The sequence below is a fragment of the Desulfopila sp. IMCC35006 genome (genome assembly GCF_005116645.1).
In the GTDB taxonomy this organism is placed as follows: Bacteria; Desulfobacterota; Desulfobulbia; order Desulfobulbales; family Desulfocapsaceae; genus Desulforhopalus_A.
In genome coordinates, this window is the sequence record NZ_SWCM01000006.1 from 325,343 (window position 1) to 345,994 (window position 20,652).

General features: G+C 42.0%; 19 protein-coding genes and 1 riboswitch. Of the genes, 11 read left to right on the forward strand and 8 right to left on the reverse strand.

All coding sequences use genetic code 11. The annotated features are described in order from the left end of the window. Positions 1 to 7: 7 nt before the first annotated feature. Entirely contained in the window at positions 8 to 1,354 is a 1,347-nt protein-coding gene (thiC, locus tag FCL47_RS12895) for a phosphomethylpyrimidine synthase ThiC (protein ID WP_136813910.1), read from the reverse strand. Between the two features lie 102 nt (positions 1,355 to 1,456). After that, a riboswitch (cobalamin riboswitch) is annotated at positions 1,457 to 1,664 on the reverse strand. A gap of 145 nt (positions 1,665 to 1,809) precedes the next feature. On the opposite strand from thiC, the gene uvrC reads away from it, so the two are divergent. Together uvrC and FCL47_RS12905 are read left to right on the forward strand one after the other, a co-directional pair. Next, positions 1,810 to 3,615, forward strand: a complete 1,806-nt coding sequence (gene uvrC, locus FCL47_RS12900; protein ID WP_136813911.1) for an excinuclease ABC subunit UvrC — start codon at positions 1,810 to 1,812, stop codon at positions 3,613 to 3,615. 172 nt (positions 3,616 to 3,787) lie between these two features. Continuing rightward, positions 3,788 to 5,326 carry an aldehyde dehydrogenase family protein gene (locus FCL47_RS12905; protein ID WP_136813912.1) on the forward strand — a complete coding sequence of 513 codons (1,539 nt, stop codon included), beginning with the start codon at positions 3,788 to 3,790 and terminating at the stop codon, positions 5,324 to 5,326. Between the two features lie 66 nt (positions 5,327 to 5,392). Here FCL47_RS12905 and FCL47_RS12910 read toward each other — a convergent pair whose 3' ends face one another. Then, a complete protein-coding gene (locus FCL47_RS12910) occupies positions 5,393 to 6,148 on the reverse strand; it encodes a 16S rRNA (uracil(1498)-N(3))-methyltransferase (RefSeq protein WP_136813913.1) in 756 nt (251 codons plus the stop codon). 157 nt (positions 6,149 to 6,305) lie between these two features. On the opposite strand from FCL47_RS12910, the gene FCL47_RS12915 reads away from it, so the two are divergent. The 3 genes from FCL47_RS12915 (at position 6,306) to FCL47_RS12925 (ending at position 10,311) form a co-directional block, all read left to right on the forward strand. Then, complete coding sequence (locus FCL47_RS12915; protein WP_136813914.1) at positions 6,306 to 7,595, forward strand: 3-deoxy-D-manno-octulosonic acid transferase; 1,290 nt, start codon at positions 6,306 to 6,308, stop codon at positions 7,593 to 7,595. Next, the gene (locus FCL47_RS12920; protein ID WP_136813915.1) at positions 7,592 to 8,410 is read left to right on the forward strand and encodes a ComEC/Rec2 family competence protein; all 819 of its coding nucleotides are present in this window, start codon (positions 7,592 to 7,594) and stop codon (positions 8,408 to 8,410) included. Before FCL47_RS12915 ends, FCL47_RS12920 begins: the two co-directional genes overlap by 4 nt. A gap of 98 nt (positions 8,411 to 8,508) precedes the next feature. Further along, on the forward strand, positions 8,509 to 10,311 hold the full coding sequence (locus FCL47_RS12925; protein ID WP_136813916.1) for a recombinase family protein: 1,803 nt from the start codon (positions 8,509 to 8,511) through the stop codon (positions 10,309 to 10,311). Between the two features lie 193 nt (positions 10,312 to 10,504). Here the strand turns inward: FCL47_RS12925 and FCL47_RS12930 are convergent, their stop codons facing one another. After that, positions 10,505 to 11,539 carry a hypothetical protein gene (locus FCL47_RS12930; protein ID WP_136813917.1) on the reverse strand — a complete coding sequence of 345 codons (1,035 nt, stop codon included), beginning with the start codon at positions 11,537 to 11,539 and terminating at the stop codon, positions 10,505 to 10,507. Between the two features lie 20 nt (positions 11,540 to 11,559). Beyond that, positions 11,560 to 12,324: a hypothetical protein gene (locus FCL47_RS12935; protein ID WP_136813918.1), complete on the reverse strand. Its 765-nt coding sequence runs from the start codon at positions 12,322 to 12,324 to the stop codon at positions 11,560 to 11,562. A 387-nt stretch (positions 12,325 to 12,711) separates the two neighbouring features. On the opposite strand from FCL47_RS12935, the gene FCL47_RS12940 reads away from it, so the two are divergent. Further along, positions 12,712 to 12,921 carry a ribbon-helix-helix protein, CopG family gene (locus tag FCL47_RS12940; RefSeq protein ID WP_136813919.1) on the forward strand — a complete coding sequence of 70 codons (210 nt, stop codon included), beginning with the start codon at positions 12,712 to 12,714 and terminating at the stop codon, positions 12,919 to 12,921. Positions 12,922 to 13,257: 336 nt separating this feature from the next. Here FCL47_RS12940 and FCL47_RS12945 read toward each other — a convergent pair whose 3' ends face one another. Continuing rightward, the gene (locus FCL47_RS12945) at positions 13,258 to 13,473 is read right to left on the reverse strand and encodes a hypothetical protein (protein ID WP_136813920.1); all 216 of its coding nucleotides are present in this window, start codon (positions 13,471 to 13,473) and stop codon (positions 13,258 to 13,260) included. A gap of 142 nt (positions 13,474 to 13,615) precedes the next feature. Beyond that, complete coding sequence (locus tag FCL47_RS12950) at positions 13,616 to 15,667, reverse strand: phage tail tip lysozyme (protein ID WP_136813921.1); 2,052 nt, start codon at positions 15,665 to 15,667, stop codon at positions 13,616 to 13,618. Between the two features lie 182 nt (positions 15,668 to 15,849). Between FCL47_RS12950 and FCL47_RS12955 the strand changes: the two genes are divergently transcribed. The 5 genes from FCL47_RS12955 to FCL47_RS12970 all read left to right on the forward strand — a co-directional run bounded on the left by FCL47_RS12955 (position 15,850) and on the right by FCL47_RS12970 (position 19,138). After that, positions 15,850 to 16,629: a hypothetical protein gene (locus tag FCL47_RS12955; protein WP_136813922.1), complete on the forward strand. Its 780-nt coding sequence runs from the start codon at positions 15,850 to 15,852 to the stop codon at positions 16,627 to 16,629. 44 nt (positions 16,630 to 16,673) lie between these two features. After that, a complete protein-coding gene (locus tag FCL47_RS12960) occupies positions 16,674 to 17,450 on the forward strand; it encodes an AAA family ATPase (RefSeq protein ID WP_205747305.1) in 777 nt (258 codons plus the stop codon). 357 nt (positions 17,451 to 17,807) lie between these two features. Further along, positions 17,808 to 17,984 (forward strand): hypothetical protein, encoded by a 177-nt coding sequence (locus tag FCL47_RS24400; protein ID WP_153306369.1) that lies wholly within the window; start codon positions 17,808 to 17,810, stop codon positions 17,982 to 17,984. Next, positions 17,981 to 18,508, forward strand: a complete 528-nt coding sequence (locus FCL47_RS12965) for a hypothetical protein (RefSeq protein ID WP_136813924.1) — start codon at positions 17,981 to 17,983, stop codon at positions 18,506 to 18,508. The genes FCL47_RS24400 and FCL47_RS12965 overlap by 4 nt, the downstream gene beginning before the upstream one ends. Before the next feature lie 435 nt (positions 18,509 to 18,943). Then, on the forward strand, positions 18,944 to 19,138 hold the full coding sequence (locus FCL47_RS12970; RefSeq protein WP_136813925.1) for a hypothetical protein: 195 nt from the start codon (positions 18,944 to 18,946) through the stop codon (positions 19,136 to 19,138). A gap of 136 nt (positions 19,139 to 19,274) precedes the next feature. Here FCL47_RS12970 and FCL47_RS12975 read toward each other — a convergent pair whose 3' ends face one another. After that, positions 19,275 to 19,673: an H-NS family nucleoid-associated regulatory protein gene (locus FCL47_RS12975; RefSeq protein ID WP_136813926.1), complete on the reverse strand. Its 399-nt coding sequence runs from the start codon at positions 19,671 to 19,673 to the stop codon at positions 19,275 to 19,277. Positions 19,674 to 20,110: 437 nt separating this feature from the next. Next, the gene (locus tag FCL47_RS12980) at positions 20,111 to 20,482 is read right to left on the reverse strand and encodes a hypothetical protein (RefSeq protein ID WP_136813927.1); all 372 of its coding nucleotides are present in this window, start codon (positions 20,480 to 20,482) and stop codon (positions 20,111 to 20,113) included. Positions 20,483 to 20,652 lie beyond the last annotated feature (170 nt).

Consider the following 20,652-nt stretch of genomic DNA (forward strand, 5'->3'; position numbering starts at 1 on the left):
ACGGGGCTTATTCTTCTGTTTCAGCAAGCTGCTTTTTTTCAGGATGACGACATTTGTCTCCGGCGATATCATCTTTAAAAAGGCTGTATCCGCGCTCCATAGCACAGAAATCACCGCACATAGTACAGGTGGCTTCGTTATCGGGTTTTCTGCTGTCGCGCACCTCACGCATTTTCTCAGGAAACATCGATAATTTAAAATATTCATCAAAATCACTGTCACGTCTGGCCAGAGCCGCCCGCTTTTCCACCTCCCTCCTTTCCGGATATTTAGCGATATCGCCGATCCGCGCCGCAAGCCTCGTTGCCCTGACTCCTTCCCGCACATCATTTTCATTGGGGAGTGCCAGGTGCTCCGCGGGAGTGATATAACAGATAAGATCAGCTCCGTGCCAGGCCGACTGGGCCGCACCTATGGCCGCGGTGATATGGTCATACCCTGCTCCGGTATCGGCGGGCAGCGGCCCGAGAACATAGTAGGGCGCGTTGCCGCTCATTGCCTTTTCCAGCATGATATTACCGGCGATTTCATCAAGGGGCACATGGCCCGGTCCCTCCACCATCATCTGGCAACCCATGTTCCGACCGAGTTCGGCCAGCTCGCAGTTAATGATCATCTCCGCCATCTGTGCCCGGTCATGGCTGTCATGGATGGCACCGGCGCGAATGCCATTGCCAAGCGACAAAACCGCATCGTATTTTTTCATCAGGGCACAGACCCGGTCGAACTGCTCATACAAAGGGTTTTCCCGGTTTTGATATTCCATCCAGGAAACCATAAAGGTACCGCCTTTCGATACCAGTCCACCATAGCGAAAACCCTGTTTACGCAGTCTCTCTATGGAGAATCGGTTGATGCCGCAGTGGATGGCCATAAACGACAGGCCATCGGCCAGCTGCCGTTCGATCAGTTCAAAAAGATATTCCGGATCAAGTTTGTTGGGATTGTGATATTTTCTGCTCGTCTCGGCAAAAGCCTGATAAAGCGGAACATTGCCGACAGGCAGCGAACAGCTGTCAAGCACTGCCCGGCGAATGGCATCCAGGTCCCCGCCGGTTGACAGCTCCATCAGGGTATCGGCCTTTTCCTGTTCAGCAATTTTGGCTTTACGTATTTCCAGGCCGAAATCTGAGATATCTGAAGAGGTCCCGATGGATGCATTGACCTTGGTCCGCAGGCCCTTGCCGATACCGCAAATTTTCTGATGTGGTCTGTTCGGGTTACAGGGTATGACAATATGTCCGGCGGCCACCCCTTTTCTGATAATCTCTGCGGCTATCTTTTCCTGTTGTGCTACCTGCTCCATCTGGCTGGTAGTGACCCCTTCCCTTGCCAATTCAAGCTGTGTTTTCATGGTGTACATTTCTCCATTTTTTAATCCCTGTCGTGCGGGCAAAAAAAAAGCCCGTACAGCCGGGCAGATTGCTACCCGGCGGTACGGACTTATTACGGACAAGAAAGTCTTTTTCTCCCAGGCAGGTCTTCTGACTTGCGGATCACCCTCCGGCTGCACCTTCCCGCCCGTGAAACTGAAGCAGTGGTTATAAGCAGCCGTTGTCCCCGCTTACAGCGCTGGCCCAACGTTACGGATTTGCACCGTATTCCCTTTTCACCTCCGGGGTTTTATTAAAAAACCCGGCGGCACCTGGCAGATATGTATACACTACGGAAACGATACTACCGAAGATACATCAAAAAGTAAATATAGAATTATTTTTATGAAATCGACAGGTGACGATAGAGGCAAGATGATATATGTTGTTGACCATACACATCTTCCTTAACATGAAGTACTAATAATCCTCTCCTATGTTTCCAGAAGCAGCCCTTGCATCCGCGCCCCATGCCCCCGGCGTATACATGATGCTCGACGCCAAATCCGCCGTCCTCTATGTGGGCAAGGCCAAGGATTTATTTAAACGATTGTCTTCCTATGCTCATTTTTCCGGGGCCGAATATAATAAAACCGCGGTGATGCTGGAGAAGGTCCGAAAAGTCGACACCATCATCACCAATACCGAAAAAGAGGCCCTTATTCTTGAGGCCTCACTGATAAAAAAACACCATCCCAAATATAATATCATCCTCCGCGATGATAAAAATTATCCCTACATCAAAGTTACCGTCCAGGAAGAGTGGCCGCGGGTTTTCATGGCCAGAAGAAAAAACCGCGACAAGGCCCGCTATTTCGGACCGTACTCCTCTGCCACAGCCATGTGGTCGACCCTGCGGCTCATTGGGTCGCTCTTTCCTCTACGTAACTGCAAGGGAAGCAAGCTCAAAAAAAGAGATCGCCCCTGCCTCAACAGGCAGATCGGCAAATGTTTAGCCCCCTGCGCCGGCAATGCCGATCGAAGGCTGTACCTGGAACACGTCAGCAAGATCGTTATGCTGCTGGAAGGGCGCAATCAGGATTTGGTCCGGACCCTTAAGGAACAGATGACGGCGGCGGCAGAAAGTCTCGACTTCGAAAAAGCCGCGACCATAAGAGACCAGCTTGCAGCCTTATCCCGAACCCTGGAAAAACAGGTAATTGCCGCAAGTCACAGCAAAGATCAGGACGTCTTTGGTTTCGCCCGAAAAGATGCGGCGGTGACCATTGCCATTCTCTTTATCAGAAACGGCCTGATCAATGGCAGTCGTACTTTTTTCTTCAGCGACCCATACGGCGAAGACGGGGCTATCCTTTCCCAGGCATTAAGCCAATTTTATGATCCAGAAAGCCTTATCCCTAACGAGGTCCTTTTACCCTTTGAACCAGCGGACCTCGAATTGCACGCAGAATACCTGACCGACCACGCCAGCGTGAAAGTTCACCTGAAAATCCCGCAGCGAGGCGACAATCAGCAGCTGGTCGCCCTGGCCAACGCCAATGCCATGCAGCTCTTTGAAGAAAAGGAAAAACAGACGCAATCATGGCAGAATCTCAGCCGGACGATGGAAAAAGTCCTTCATCTGGGCCGTCCGCCGAACCGGATTGAATGCCTGGACATCTCCAATATCAGCGGCAAACAGGCCGTCGGCTCGCTGGTCTGTTTTACCAGAGGGGAAGCGGATAAAGCAAATTTCCGTCACTATAAGATCAGAACCGTTGAGGGTCCAAACGACTACGCGATGATGAAAGAGGTACTCGAACGCAGACTGCAGCGGGGTAAAGAAGAAAACAATCTGCCGGATCTCTTTGTCGTCGACGGTGGTAAAGGGCAACTGGGCATGGCTCTCGCCGTGGCCGGAGAATTGGGCATAGTTGAGCAGATAGACTGGATCGGTATCGCCAAAGAAAAACAGGAAGAAGGTGAGAAACTCTATAAACCGCAGAGAAAAAACCCCATTATTCTTCCATCCCACAACCCTATCCTGCTCTATCTCATGCGAATTCGCGATGAATCCCACCGCTATGGCGTAACTTTTCACCGGAAACTGCGCAACAAAGCAACGCTTGCCTCCGAGCTGGATCAGATTTCCGGCATCGGTACAGAAAAGAAGAAACAGTTATTGCGCCATATGGGGAGCTTGAAACGTATCAAGACCGCAACCCTTGCCGAACTGATGGAAGTGAAAGGCATAGGTGAAGAGCTTGCCGGAGAAATTGTCAACTTCTTTCATCCGGAATAGTCTTTTCTGTTTCGAGGCGATGCCACAGAGGCTCACGCCGGAACAGAACCTGCTGCGCTTTTCCTTGCACAGTGGTGCCGGTATCGATAAGGCGGCTTGACGCAATGGTTCGAAAATGTAAATAATCGACAAGACAGTTTTTTCTTTTCAATACGACACTGATGGGTGGACTATGAATTTTCTCGACGAACTGTATCTGGAAAAAAAAATGGCCGGTACCTCGACCGGAACACAATGGCTCACAGGCAAAAGCAAAAAACAGCTTTCTGCCGTATCACCGGTTGATGGTGAAACGTTTGCCCATATCACCAAGGCGACCATTAATAACTATGAACAGGTGATTGAACAGGCGAACCAGGCATTTTCTGCCTGGCGTTCCGTTCCGGCTCCGGCGCGGGGTGAAATAGTCAGACAGATTGGCCTTCGCCTGCGGGATTTCAAGCTCCCGCTCGGCACCCTCATCTCCTACGAAACCGGTAAATCACTCCAGGAAGGTCTTGGAGAAGTTCAGGAGGTCATTGACGTCTGCGACTATTGTGTCGGCCAGTCGAGGATGCTCTACGGTATGACAACAGTCTCCGAAAGACCGAATCATCGTCTGTTTGAACAATATCATCCTCTAGGCCTCGTAGCCATCATCACCGCCTTTAATTTTCCCATGGCGGTCTGGGGCTGGAATGCCATGCTCGCTGCCATCTGCGGTAATGTGAGCATCTGGAAACCCTCTTCCAAGGCACCGGTTTCCGCAATTGCTTTGCAAAAAATTATTGCCAGGGTTCTCGACCAGAACAATCTTCCTGAAGGTATTTTCTCACTGATTATCGGCGATCGCGGCCTTGTCGGGGAAAAGATTCTTGAGGACAAAAGAATTCCCCTCGTCTCCTTTACCGGATCGGTAAGCGCCGGTCGAACAGCCGCCCAGAAAGTCGGCCAGCGACTGGGCCGCACCATTCTGGAACTAGGCGGCAATAACGGTATTATTATCACCGAATATGCTGATCTGAAACTCGCAGTACCGGCGGTGGTATTTGGCGCAGTCGGGACCAGCGGCCAGCGCTGCACAACAACGCGGCGCCTGTTTATCCATGAATCCTGCTTCGATGCAGTGAAAGATCATTTATACAAGGCTTATGCCAGCCTGAAAGTCGGCAATCCCCTGCTTGAAGCCAACCATATGGGACCGCTTATCGATAAAAATGGGGTCAAAGCCTATCAGAAAGCGGTGACGGCCATTGTCAAGCAGGGCGGGACGATTCTCTTCGGCGGCAATGTGCTGAAGGGCCCCGAATATGCCTCGCAATGTTATGTCGAACCGACACTTGCCGAGGTCGAACACGATTTTCCAATCGTCCGGGAAGAAACCTTCGCACCAATACTCTATCTGATCAAATACAGCGGTACCGTGGAAAACGCAATTACCATGCACAACGCCGTCGATCAGGGTCTGAGTTCAGCGATTTTCAGTACCAATCAAAACCAGATTGAGGCCTTTCTTTGCGCAAGAGGGTCGGATTGTGGAATTGCCAATGTCAATATCGGCACCTCGGGGGCTGAAATTGGTGGAGCTTTCGGCGGGGAAAAAGACACCGGCGGCGGACGGGAGTGCGGCTCGGATGCCTGGAAGAGTTATATGCGCCGGCAGACCGTAACCATCAATTATGGCTCGGACTTGCCGCTCGCCCAGGGTATCCGTTTTGCACTAGAAGATTGATGGCGTGGTAAAAAAAGCCACTCTGGGTCGTTGTGGTGTTTTGGCTGGCCATAGAAACATAGCGATTTACACCCGTTCCGACAGCATCTCCCGCAGGGCGCTGATTCGAGCGTGCAGGGCGACGACGGCTGTGTCGACCTTGAGAATTCTCTCACCGATGGTGCAGCCGGAAAAGCCCTGTTCCTGAAATTTTTTCACCTCATACTCCACCCAGCCTCCCTCGGGACCGACGGCCAGAGCGACCCGGCCGTTGCTGCTGTCGATGACCTCGCCAATGAGCTGCGTCCCTGTTGGATGCGCCAGCAGCAGATGGCGATAATCGGATGCCAGGGACGGGAAAAAGTCTTCAATAAATGGTTTAAATTGCGGATGAAGTCGGATGTGCGGCAAGCTGGTGTCCACTGCCTGTTCCAGACCGTGCAGCAGGTGGCTGCGATACTCTTCGGGCTGAAGAATTCCCGCCTCCCAGAAACTTTTTTCGACCCGATTGGCATTGATCAGATGAATTGTGCCCACCCCAAGCGCGGTAACCTGACTGAGAATACGCTTTAACATAATGGGGCGTGGCAGGGCCAGAACAAGGTCGAGCGTCGGCCGTGGTCGCGGAGGTTCGTTCAGGGTGAGATCCAGGTCCACTGTAAAAGGGTGTTTTTTATGCATTGCTGAAATTATTCCGCAGCCCATGGCCCCGTTAATCAGGCCCACCCGTACCCGATCCCCGACTTCAGCACGGAGAACTTTCACTATGTGCTTGGCTCGATGATCGACAAGTGTCAGTTGACTGTCGGCAACTTCACCTTCCTCTGCCAGAATAATATTCATTTCGTCAGCCAGTTTCGGTTTCTCACTGTACAGCGCATCGTGTCCATATCAATTTTGGGCATGCAATTCAGGAGGCTCTTTCAGTTGTTTTTACGCTTTCTATCGGGTAGCCTTGAAGAGGGATCGCAACAAAACAACCGAGCAAGGATACATTAACATGTTTGTACTCTATAATATTGTGCAGCTGGTGTTACTAGCTGTTTTTTTACCGTTCATCATCCTTTTTATTCTTTCCAGTTCTAAATATCGCGATCGCATTCCATCCCGCCTCGGACTCGGACTGGCTGACAAAGTTGCCTTGTCCAAAACATCAGACAATGGGGCATCAAGGCAGACTGTATGGCTGCACGCCCTTTCCGTAGGCGAGGTCACCTCAGCCGTTCCTCTGGTCGCCGGCCTCCGCAAGGCGTATCCGCAAAGTAGAATTATTGTCTCGGTTTCCACCCGCACGGGAAAGCGCCTGGCGGACAAGCTGCTGCAGTTGTCAGCCGATCATATCATCGACAGCCCGTTGGATATACTGCCGGTCGTCGCCCTTTTCACGAAACATATCCGGCCGGACCTTTTTCTCCTGGTCGAGACTGATTTCTGGCCCAACACCCTTCTTTTTTTAAAAAAAAAGAAAGTGCCGACAGTTCTGGTCAATGGCCGGATATCAGAAAAGTCAATGAATGGTTACCGGAGACTGCGAGGATTTTTTGTTCCCATGTTTCAAAGTTTTTCTTTTCTGTGCATGCAGACTGAACGTGACCGGGAAAAAATGAAGGCGTTGGGACTTCCTCCGAAAAAGCTTCTAACCCTTGGAAATCTCAAGTTCGACACAATAGCTGGACATAGACCTCGGTCTGGAAGTCCCTCCCCTGCAGATGTTCTTCCCAAAAACCGTATTCTCTTTATCTGTGGTTCGACCCACCCGGGCGAAGAAAAAATTCTTATCGATTGTTATATGCGACTCAGAAAAAAACATGCTGAGGTTTTTCTGATTATTGCTCCAAGAGACCCTGGCCGGGCCGCGGAGATTGAATCGCTGGCCGCAGCTCAAGGCCTGACGGCAGCCCTGCGTTCGGGCAATGGTGCCGGGGGAGCCGATCTGTTCATCCTCGACACAATAGGTGAACTCATTGATTTCTATGCCCTTTCACATATTGCTTTTGTCGGCGGCAGCCTGATCAGGCAAGGTGGCCATAACCCCATTGAGCCGGCGATTATGGGAATTCCGATTATTTTTGGCCCAAACATGCAGGACTTCAGCGAAATTGCCGATATCCTGCAGAAGGCAGGCGGGGCCACCCAGATAGCCGGCAGCAGCGATCTCGGCGAGCTGCTCGACCGGCTTCTGGCATCCCAGGACCTGAGAGCAACGCAGGGACTGGCAGCCCGACAATGCATAGAAAAACAACGTGGGGTCATAGAGAAACACCTTGAGCTTATCAGCCGTATTTTGTGAAACAGCCGGCCTCCTATATTTCCGACCATCTTCTGCCGGTCATGACAGTCGCTTTTATTGGCGGAGTTGCCCTCGCTCCGTTGATGGACCTGGCAACAACCTCCTTTTTGTCTTACGAGACCGCTCTTTTTGGCTTGCTCCTTCTTCTTTTCGTCCTGTATTTTCTCAAACGTTCCCGGATTGTTCTCTGTTTGCTTATCCCGCTTGTTTTTGTCGTCGGCTACTATCATTGCTCTTTGCAGCTGCAGCCACCGATCAGTAAAAAACATATCTATCATGCCATCAAACACAAGACGGATGTGGTCCTCATTGGCACCATGGCAACGATGGCTGGTTATGACGGGACAACCAGCCAGGTAACAATTAACGCGCAAAGCATCCGGCGCGAGGAGCAGGCCGCGCTGATTGCCACACAGGGAAAAGTTTTCCTGCGCTTAGCTGGCCCCTGGCCGGACAACCTGTCTCCGGGAGATCTCCTTGCCATTCGAACTGAGCTGAAACGCCCGGACAGCTTCAGAACACCGGGGGTTTTCGATTATGCCCAATACCTGGCGGAAAAAGATATATGGATTACCGGCTTTGTCAGCTCACCGCTCTTTTTGCATAAAATAGCAGAAAACCGGTCGAAGCTCCATATCCTGTATTATTTGCCGGAAGTTTTCAGGACCAAAATAGGCAAGCAGATAGACCGTGCAGTCCCCCCAGATCAAAGAGGTATTTACAGGGCCATTTTGCTGGGAGATCGCAGTTATGTCAGCGACGAGACTCTGGAAATTTTCAAGGGCAGCGGGACAATGCATATCCTCGCAATGTAATGTTGTTTTAACACATGAAATACAGTACACTAGATTGCTGTTAGATCACCTCTATACTGAGGCGACATTGAAAGCGACACGATGAAAGGAGAAGTATAATGAAATGTTATAGTTACGTAAGATTCAGCTCAGCGGCACAAGCGGCTGGGAAATCTCTTGAGAGGCAAGTCGAAACAGCACGTAAGTTTGCTCAAGAGATGAACTGGGAGATGGACGAGTCTCTCTGTATGCACGATCTAGGTTTATCAGGTTTTCATGCCGTACACAAAGAGAAAGGCGAACTAGGAGTATTTTTACAGGCAATAAAAGAAAATAAGATTCCCGTACCATCTGCTCTGATAGTTGAGAATTTAGACCGTTTATCAAGGGAATCTGTTCCTGATGCTCTAATAGAATTCTTAAACATATTAAGAGCTGGTATTACAATTGTTACATTAATGGACAAACAAATATATGATCAAAGTTCAATAAAAGGAACGCCTTATCAATTGTTTGGTTCAATAATGATTATGGCAAGAGCCCATGAAGAATCAGACACAAAAGGAAAAAGAAGAACTGACACTTGGAATAGAGCAAAAAAAGAAGCACGAGATGGAAAAAAAATAAAAGCAAGAAATGTTGCCTGGCTAAAACTTGATGAAAAAAACAACAAATTCATAGAAATCTCTGAACATGTTGATTCAATCCGTAGAATTTATGATCTATATATTCAAGGGCACGGTGTTGAAACAATTTGCAAGATTTTGAACCAAGAAAAACGGAAGACATTTCACAAAATCACTAAAAGTTGGGCAAATACAACAGTAAATCGGTTGCTTACGACAAGAGCGGTTCTTGGCGAAATTCAATTCATGAAGACCTCAGCAATAGAACATGGAAAGAGGAAGATGATTGAAGATGGGAAAGTAATAAAAGATTATTATCCCGCAATCATTGATGAAGATACCTTTTACGAGGCTCAGGCAATAAGAAAATCTAAAGGCGGTCAATTCGGCAAGATCGGGCAAATGAAAAATATTTTCTCTTTGAAAGCAAGGTGCGGTTATTGCGGCGGCAGTATGAGCTACGGCACTAGAGGCAGAAAGAGATTTCAATACTTGTATTGTAACAATGCAAAGAAAGGCATTTGTAACATCAATCAAATGTTTTCATTCAGGTATGACCATTTAGAAGAGGCATTTCTTAATTGTTGTAAGAGACTAGAATTAAGGGACATTGTAAACGACAAGCAATCAATAATACAAGCCAATATCAAGAACCTTAAAGTTCAGATCAATACGATCAACAGCAAGATTCAAGAATCTGAGGAGAATGTCAAAAAGTTAAAAATCGCATTAACAAGCGGAAGTGAGGCAACAATTGAATTTTTCACTGAGTCCATAAATGAAGAATTTTCCAAGCAAAAGGAACTTAAAAACACTCATACAGAATTGCAGGCAGAATTACTTGCACAAGAAAATTTACAAGGCTGTGCAGAAGTGAATTTGGAGACATTGAAAACGGTCATTCAGCAAATGAACTCAACCGATGAAGGTACAAGGCTTGATACAAGGCGAAAATTACAGAAGGCTATAAGGCTATTGATTGATGAAATTAAAATTTACCCTGTTGGAAAACAGTATAAGACTCTTATGGAAGACCCGATATTTTCAGAGAGATATGAAATGGAAAAAATTGGGAAGGCTAATTTTTCTAGAATGTTTAGTAAATTCAAGGAAGTGGAAGTCTTATTCAATGGCGGTGGTTCATTGCGACTTGTCCACGATTATCAGACAGAGGGCATGAAATTGTTCTTTGAAACAGACAAGAAAGGAATTCTGACTAAGGAGACCATTGAAGAATTGAAAAAGAACCCGAATGTAACAGAGGCGATGATTGAGGTATTGAAGGGAAAAATATAACACTAAGAATTACATCAAAAACACTCAGCATAGCATTTTCTCTGCTTGCGGGTATCACATAAGCAACACCGATAAACTATTGCATCACAAGCATCGTCAGCATTCTTCCAGCATTCCATAGCATTTTCTCAAGCATTGAATGAAACGAAATGCCGTGATCATAAAAGATGTAATCACGGCATTGAAAAGAGAACTAAGGCTTATTACAGTTGAAAGCATCTTGTTCAAACTGTTCACAGGTTTTCGTCTCCCCACAAACCTGTAACATACTATCAATTTCATTTTCTCCAGCTGAATTGATTGGGTCATCAATGAATTGCTTATAGTAATCTTCTAAAAAGAATTCATGAATTTCTGGACAAACTTCCTTAAATTTCTTGCCATATAATGCCTCTTTCATCACTTTATAACCACGAATACACTTAATGGCTTCTCTTCTACCTCGTTTCATACTTTTTTCATAATCAGTCTCTGTTTTCTTTTGACCTGCTATACCCGCTTTTTCAAAAGGTGAGGAATCAACTTCAATCTTTGTTGATAATTTTCTCAGAGCCTTTTCGGCTTTTTCAACAAGGTCAGCATCATCAAGAGAATCAAAATAAACTATTAATGATCGGATTTTGCCTTTATATAAGTCGTTTTCCTCATTTTCCTCATTTTCCTTCTTTCCAGATTTCTTGAGCTTTAAAGCATCTTGTCTCAACATTCCAGGGTGTATCATCTTATCTTCAATGGCTTTATTAAACTGCTCCTCAGAAAGACTTGAGAGTTCAATTAATGTCCCCCAAGAACTAGGCAATAGACGCACATTTGCCTTAAGTTTTGGGTCTCTATAAATTTTTATCAATCTGGTTATAGTCCTCTCGGTAAAGTGAGATTCTTTTATAAATCTTTCCCAATATTTATTCGTCTTGGTAGACTTTATTTCTGCAGAATGAAGGTTTTCACAATGTTCTTTGGCATTATGAAATAAAAACCCTACTTCAAAAACACCTTCAACCGCTTTGTTCCAGCTCTGCTTTATTCTTTTATGGCGATAATAATTACCCATTAGTGGGTCAACGTTTTCAAGACCTTTTTTAAATTCTCGTTCAAATTTATCAAGAGGACTTTCGTCTTCTAATATTTCCAGCTTACTTTGCTCGGCTGAACTATTAGAAAGTCTTTCCGCTGTCTCAATTGCGTCTTCTTCCGTCATTTCCTCTAAATCAAGCAATTCTGTTGTCATTATGTGTCTCCGTTGGCTTGTTATTCAAAATCAGGAATGTAATGCGGGTCATTTTTTCTTATCCAGTTACCATCCATTTCACCAAAATTAGTATTCGTATTAAGTGCTAACCAGTACTCAACGCCTATTGAATCTGATTTGCTTTTTATGTGCTTTGTTGAAAAATGACTTATCTCTTTTTTGGAAATTCGGACGTCATAATCAGCGGGTATCATTGTTTGAAACTTAGAAAAATCGATTACCACTTGAAAATCATCTATTTTTAAATCCGCATAAACACTGATCGTGAAAATATTAGATGAAGGGTTATCAATACTACAAGCGGTGACATCAACTTTGTCTTTACCAGATGGAACAATTCTGATATGTGGTAAGTTTAAAATGACGGTCGCTTTTTTTAAATCATCTAAATCATCTTTTGATAGATGAAATTTGATTTCAGTCTCTGGCATAACAATATCTCGATTTACTTTTTCAACGAGATCTTCACTAGCATACACATAACGAACTTTTGTTCGCTTTTTATTATATGTTATTGTGCAAAAATTTGTTTCAGCATTCCCAAAATCAATATCAGCACCCTCGAACATTTCAATGACCTTTATAAAATTAAGCAGATCATAAATTGCAAAATCTTTTGGAAATGTTTCTTTAACTGTAGCACTAGACGTAATCGTCTGTTCATGATCAATAACTTTTAATATACTCCCTGCCTGAATAAAAACAGATGGGTTGATTAGAGCATAATTCTTCAATATTGAAAGTGTTTCTTTCGAAATATTCACCCTTAAGTCTCCTGATTATTTTAGTTGTCTTTCTAATGTTATGCCACTATTGACATGATAAAAAATTAAGTCAGTGTCAGTATCGGTCAAAACTAAATAGAAAGTCAAATTTATATTTGAAGTATTTGATATCTTGATAAAATACCTTGTTAGTTGTTGATTTTGCGCCATTTTTACAAAGAAGTAAATTCTAATCATTTTTGGTAATTATTCCCATAGGATCAGGACACATGTGTCGCTGAAAAGCCTTTTGATAAAATTCCTTAATGATTATTAACTTTCTTTCTTTTTCAGAAAAAAATCTCTCGGAAAACCAGTTCCGGTTGTATAAATAGATGTACAGAAGCATAGAAGCACATAATCCAATATACTAAAGAAGAGGCAGAGATGAAGTTTAGAACTAACTTGAACCGTAGAAAGAAAGTAAGAACTAATGATCCCATGATAAAAATTAATACTCATGTGGAACAAGTGGTAATAGACCGCATTGATGAAATAGCTGACAGTCGGCTCATATCAAGAGCGGAATTGATTCGTGAAGTATTAGGAATGTATCTTGATGACATTGATGACGATGCTGAAACAGGAACCAATTGAACGTAAAAAAAACCGAGTAAGGAAAAATGAAAGTAAACCTTACTCGGTTAAAAAGACGCCGCAATGAACAACAATCTTTTTTAGAGAGAACACAAAATGGAAAAATCAGAAGAAAACAGAAACCTTCCACATCTATTTAGCAATGTAAAACAAACTCTGAAATTAATTACGCTGGGACTCCAATATAAATTGAAAAAAATCTTAGTGATAACGAAACACAAGGTTTGCAAAGTCATCTATGATGTTTGTAAAGAAGTACCAGAAAAAATGTATCTGCCTAGCAAGTAATAGTGATAATAGTGATAATAGTGATAATAGTCATAAAATCCGAAAACCTTATGAAACATAAAAATAAATCTCTCCGTACCCGGAATGAGAATTGACGGCTGATTTCTGTCTAGCAAGGACATAGTATTTGTGATTTACATCGCCTCTGACCCCATCAACGTGAGCGGTGAAATAATCGTAATCATAAGAATCAACGTCCCTCTTGTCCGCATTTGGTGTATTTGAATATTCCCAATTAGAATCTTCAGGTATTTCTAGCCACATAGTAGCTCCTTAAATATTAGTTCATAATGCTCTGACGATGCTCAATATTGCTCGTCAGAGCATTTTCCATTTTACATGTACAATCACATTACTGTCCGCCTAACTGCATCGTCAGCATCAAATACCGACAAGAAAATAACAATTAATAACTTACCATGTTGTTCATCATGATAATTGACGGATCTTGATTTCTAAGGTTTGATGCGCCAACGTACGCTGATGTATTGTTAGTTGTCTGATTTATTTTAGTTGATTTAGGCGCACTAACAATAGCTCCAACACCACCCCGCATTGACTTTTCTTTTTCAACTCCTGCGCGATGTAAGGAATCAGCCTTAAATTGGTTTTCTAATAGACGATTAGACGGATGCATTTGTGACAATCTATCATCCATAGATGGTGTAATTATAATTTTCTCTGCTGCTGCAGCCCTTCTGCTTGCTTCACCGAGTACATCATGAGGTCTCTCAAAATTTGTAGACCATGCTGCGGCTTTTGCTCCTTTGCCTTTTGCTGCTCTGAATTTATCGCCAGCTGATTTTTCAGTGTTATGTGATTCCCATTTAGCAAACTGTAATTGTTCTTCAATTGATGAATCTTGAATTGGGTGACCGAATAGTTTCTTGAAATCTACCTGTCTTGACCCACGCCATTGAAGAAGCCCAAAAGCAGAACCATTATCGCCTACTGCTTTAGGGTTACCCCCATTAGATTCGGCATGTATATTTGCGAGAATAGCCGCTTTTTCATCTTCATTGTAGCCTAACTTGTTCATTTCAGATATAATTTTTTGGTCATTGCTTCCATATTTGAATTTTCCGTACTTGCCATTACCTGCTCTTTTTTCTGGCATATCTGCAATTGAACTAGCCGCATTTTTAATATCATTTACTTTATTATTCAGAGTGTCTTTTAATGATTTCAATCTTTCACTTCCAGTGCTATCACCAATTAAAAATGATATTGCACTGTTGAATTTTTCTTTAAACCAATTGATTACTGCATTGTACATGCCTTTAATGTTATTTTGGAAGTCCTTAAAGAAATCAAAAGTATCAGCTAGTAATTTAGTGCTGGTTTTATCAATAGTTGATTGTATTTCTGTTTTAATACCAAATAAGCCTGAAACATCATCTAAAATTCTAGCAATTCCACCACCAAAAAAACTACCGAGAGAAGAAGCCCATTCATCTGCTGTTGTTGCTGTTTCTTTTCCCAATTTATCAGCGGCATTTTTCCAACCATCACTAACTTGGTTGTATATTTGATACGTACCAATAGCAGCTACTCCAATTAATGCCGCTGGAATTACAACACCTAAAGCCGTAGTGAGAGCTGTAGTAATTCCAGTAACAGCGCCGCCACCAATAATTGCCTGTAATAGATTGTCACCCAACCCGCTAAAGAAACCGCCCTTTTCATTTTTTAAATTTAAACCTTCATTACCTTTAACATTAATATTTTCAACTGCGTCAATTAAACTTTCTTCTCTTCGGATTCTTTCACGATCTGATTCAATCTTGGCAAATTTAGCTGATTCACCACCAGACACCATTACATCAAGTAAAGAACCAATGTAGTCTAATTTAGCGGAATGATCGCTCAATATTGAATTAGTGCCGTTCTCTAAATCAACCAACTCGCTTGTTTTATTTACATTTTCTTCAACCATTTTAGAATTCTTTGCGTCATTGCTGGCTAATTCTATTCGCTGGTCTAATACACCCTTGAGTGTGTTACCAATTAAATCAAAAACAGGGTTTCCTAGACCTACTGAATCAATAACAGTTCCGATAGATGGGAGATTATCTTTAAATGACTTCCCAATTGTTTTGACCATTGAGACTTGGCTTTTTCGTACGGAAATATTAGCGGCTTGGACTTGTTTTGTAAGATTGATTAATGACTTCTTCTCCTCAATAGTTACACTATTTGTGTTTTCAATCTCTCTTTTCAGCACAGTTATAGCTTTAGAATTAGCTTTGGCATCTTTTGCTGAATTGTTTTTGCCTACACTCTTTCCAATATCTTTTATAGTCTTGGAGAAAGATTTGAATGCCTCGGATTGTATTTTTTCAGTACTTTCCTGATTAGAAAGCATTTTCTTCATTGAGGCAGCAAATAATGACTTTTGCGATTTCATTATATTTCCGAGTCTTTGGTCTTGTGATGACACTCCCGCTGGTGCTTTCATATGGAATTTCCTTTCTATATATTTTACTGCTTTTGATAATTCATTTCTTTATACTATTTATAAGAGTTACAGCGGGAATAAGCATTAATACCTCATAAAACCGCATAAATAGTAATATCAAGAGAACAAACAGAACAACAGACAGAACACCTAACAGAACACCAAAATATAGAGGAAAACCAATGAGTGATAGAATTGATCTGCTCCTTACAGCACCGAAGAAGAGTAGAGTCCCAAAAAGATTAGGTGATATCGCAAAGAATGCGCCATATGTAATATTAACCGTCGGCATAGAAAACATTATTCTCCCTATGCCCGTAAATGTATCAAGCAATGGTGCAATAATGTGGGATCAAAAACAATTTACTCCTGATTCACCATTAGGTGCTTCATTGATTGGCGGGTATAATAAAAACAATTCTTATATAGACGCTGTTGCAGTTGGAATGACTGGTGTACTAAATCAAGGTGAACGTAATGTAGCATCAAGAGTAGGTGATCTTTTAGGAATTGATGGTGCAAACGATTATATAATGCACAAGAATAAGTCCGCTGTTAACCCAAATGCTGAAATGACATTTCAAGGTGTTGGCTATAGGCAATTTCAATTAGATTTTGAATTTATTCCTCTTAATAAAGAAGAAGCTGAAAACGTCACGGACTTTATTCAATTCTTTCAGGAGAATTGTCTTCCTGATTTTGCCGATGCTTATACCGTATATTTCACGTACCCATCAGCATGGTTAGTTAAATTTTCACAGAAATGGCTCCCTCAATTAATGCCGTGTTATTTAACAGACTACTCAATAAATTATGGTGGTGTTGGCAAGATGGTTGCGCATCGCGATTCAAAATTGGATTCTAAATATGGTGGTTCAGCCGTTCAAACAAACATATCACTGACATTTACAGAATCTCAACTGCACACCAAATCAAGCGTCAAAGGCGGGTACAGGGGGTAAATTCTGGAATAATGAACGAAATACAAAAGAACGGAGAACAGAGAATGGGAAAAGCTCTTTCAAATGTAAATGCAAGTTTGAATGGAACGAAAGTTATTGATTTCTTGACTAATACCAAACCTGTAAAGAACAAGAAGCCAACTAAAATATGTTCTGCTGGAATGGGTGACGCTGCTGCTTCATGGACAGAGAAATACCGAGCTAGAACTTTAGATGAATTAATAGTACCTGATTCAGTAAAGAAAGCAGGAGCAAGAATCATCAAAACAGGAAGACTTCAAAATCTTCTTTTACATGGGAATTATGGAATCGGTAAAACATCATTTGCAGAAATTATTATCAATGAACTGAAATTTAACGCTCTGACACCGAAATCAAGATTACAGCACAACATAAGGGACTTGTATGCTCTTTCCGCTACAACATCGGTATACGGTTCTCGTTACATTGCAATGATTGATGAAGCAGATCACCTTCAAATTCCAGTGCAGAAAGAGATTCTCCGATATCTTGAAGGGTTTGATACCCCGATAAAAAGCACAATCTTGATTGCCAATGATGTTTCAAAGATTCATGATGGAGTGGTGAGCAGAGTTAAGGAGCTTAGTTTTGATTGGGAAGAGAAAGAACAGAACCCACTGACCGCACAATTGAAAAATCGGTTGATTTTTATTCTCAATAACGAAAACGTAATGTACAAGGAGAAGGACTTAGATGACTACATCAACGAATTCTTTATTGATTTCTGGGACATTCGGAAGATCATCAATGAACTACAGGGTAGTGTAAGCATTGAAGGTGAGCTTTTATCTTGTTGCTAGGCTTTTAGGTATGGTAGTCTCGATTTGGCAGATAGCTTGAATAGAAAATCAGGAAGTATCTGCTGCTTTCCTCAATCCTGATGACGATGGGTTGAAGACAAGGAGTTTCTCTATTCCCATCATGTTGTCCAATGCTTACAAAAACGCTAGAATTGGGTTCACATAGAGCATACTTAGTTTGTGGACGATCATTTCATCTAACTACTTTACTAAATGGTCTCTTAGTAGAGACAAAAATACCAAAAGATGTCTTGATTTTTGATGCTCCATCGTGTTTTTTTAACTTAATTAAGTTATGCCTTGGCTTTTAATCTCTGCAAGCACTTTATTTCTAAAAAACATTTATGGAGCAAAGACATGAGCATTATTGACATTAAGGTTAAGAGAATTTCAAGAAAAGAAGAATTTCTGCCTGAATTTTACGATTTAACTGCAAATATTGAATTGCATAACCTTACCAAAATAGAAATATCTAAACATATAGAAGAGACGATTGATAAATTACGAAATTTAAAGGAGAATATATATAAATGATCTCAATAATAAGAAAACTAGCCGTACGGTCATATCGAAAAGAGATTATAAAATATACGGAGATGCTTTCGTCATTAGACGAAAAAAGGATTGCAAATTTTTTTGTTTTTAGTGTTTGGATAAGGTCATTGCTACAAATGGAAGGAAATATAAATCCTATGAGACATGTCACACCATCTCATGAAGAAATTGATTTAATACCAGAATTACATGCCTACCCGTTTATGCTTAAAGATATAAATGATTTTATTAAAATATGTAACAATAGCAAAATGCCGATAAAGTCACTATCACTGATGCTTTGGATACACACTTTAAGGGCTGTTATTCATCACGAACTAAAGAAAGAAATCAATGATATCTGGGCATTGATTATGAAATCAAAAAAATATTGGTTGGAAGAACTAGCTTTACGATGCGAAGAAGATATCAATTCAGGTTTAGATAAAAAACTCATTGAGGGAGCGGCAACTCTGGCAAAAGAAATTTTTAAATGTTCGCCTCCAAAACAGATCCTGATTTAAGTTTTGCTTACGCCCCTCTCCTTGAATTGGTGATATTCGCACATTGCCGCGTCGCATATTGCTCTAAACAACTCGTTCGCCTATTAGACAAAAAAAATTTATTCGTCTAATGTTTTATTGAGGTTGCTGAAACTGGGTAAAATATTTTAGCTGTTGAAATAAGAGATTTTTCATAGAGAATCTTGAGATGGACTTGTAGTCCATCTGCTTTAGTCCAACGAACAAGTTCCTCAAGCACCTCACAACACTTTTTCCTCTTATCGCAGCTAACCTTCAATCCTTCATGAACATCATCAGCACAAGGTTAGGCGAAAAACAACCAAGAAAAATTCTTTCACGAATGTAAGAAATTTGTCAGATGGCTCGTGCTACACTGCAACAGTACAAAATCATTTTATCGAGGAAGGACTAATAGAGCAACGAACGGAGGAAATAATGGAGATACTAAGGCGCACTGACGACATAGAAGAATTGGTCGATAAGGCTCATGCAATTTTCAACGGGACATCAATTCATGAAGTGATCGACCTTGATCAGCAGGCAGCCAGGGCTTTTTTAATGAAGGCGTACAGCAACCCTGATACAACGCTTATTGATAAGTATCTTGATGTGGTAGCTAAGCTGAGATAAAATTACAGCAAATATTTCTTTAGGTAAGGTGTAAACGAGGTTTCTACAGTTATCAAAAAAGATGAGGTCCTGTCATTGAAGATACACAACAATGAAAAGACCTCATCTTTACGCTATCTTGGAATCATTTATCGAATCATTTATCTATAGTAAAAGTGTCGAGTGATTCACCCGCTTCGATACGTGCTTTAAAAACATTTGGCATACGTCCCTGTCCTGTCCAGGTAATATGCTTTCCTTCTTCACTCCAAATCTCGTATTTTGGTTGACGTGGTGCTCTTTTCATTTGTTTCTCGGCAGGTTCGTCCAGCAAATCATTTGGATCAATACCTTCTGCAGCTAGCAAGTCTTTGTATTTCTGAATTTTCTCGTTCTTCTCAGCGTTCTCAATTCTTTCAGCTTCTTCCTCGGCAATTCTGTCATCAATAATTTTTTGAAGTTTGATCTTAACTTCTTCTAGTTGTTCAACACCTATGTCTTTCAATGCGCTTTTAAAACGACGTGCATGGGTAATGATTCTCAAAAAGTCACTCATCCAATGTCCTCATTCTGGTTGTGGTAAAATGGTATGTATTAATGCTCTTTATAAATTGATTTTTAACGTTAATCAAATTTTAAACAAAAGCAAGCCAATGTACTACACAGTATCCATCGTTGTAAAGAAGAGAAGGTTATTCTTTGTAAGATATTTTGTAGATGAAGAAGTTGTATTGGTGTTTAGGAGGTCAATTAATCTGGCTATGTTTTGGATTCTTCAACAATCTTTTTATTTGCATTGTAGCTATGGCAGGCAGCGAATGTATACTGCTTTTCTTTATTCACCCTGCCGTTTACATCTAAAAACACACAAACCGACATCGTCACGCCTCGTTCTTCACAAAGCAATACAAGTACTCGCATCAACTGGTTTTTCATCATTCAGCTTATGTGAGATTCAGGCTAAGAAACGATTTGTTCAGCGATTATACCGTTTTATTTTTCCTTGCAGATTTTTTCCATAAGTTGAGGGAAACCATCGTAATCATCAACTGGTTTCCATTCACCATCTACCATCGTTCCATTATCATTTCCGTACCCAGAACTCCAATACTGAATCATTGTAAATTTTCGTGTTGTACAATTAATTTGTTCTGTATAGCGATATGTTGTTGTACCCTCTGGACTTGTAGTAGTTGCATATATTTTAATCTGTAAAAGATTGGGATTATTATCAATCTTTTTGAGGCTCTCTTTAATATAATAGTCTTTTGATGTCTGATCTCCGACAAGTCCCGGAATCCCTTTTAATTTCGATTGGTAGAATAAGATTTTCGTTTCTCCTGCATACGCAAATGTCGGGATCATCAGAGCCAACAAAACCCGTGAAAATATTTTTATCAATTTTTCACAGTAATATCCGGTTAAGAACTTGCAGGTGGTTTCTTTAATCGTTTAAGGAGCTTTTTTCGTTTTCGATTTTGTATCGTTGATTGCGCCACAGCTTGTTGTGTTGCTTCATTTCGAATTTGATTGCG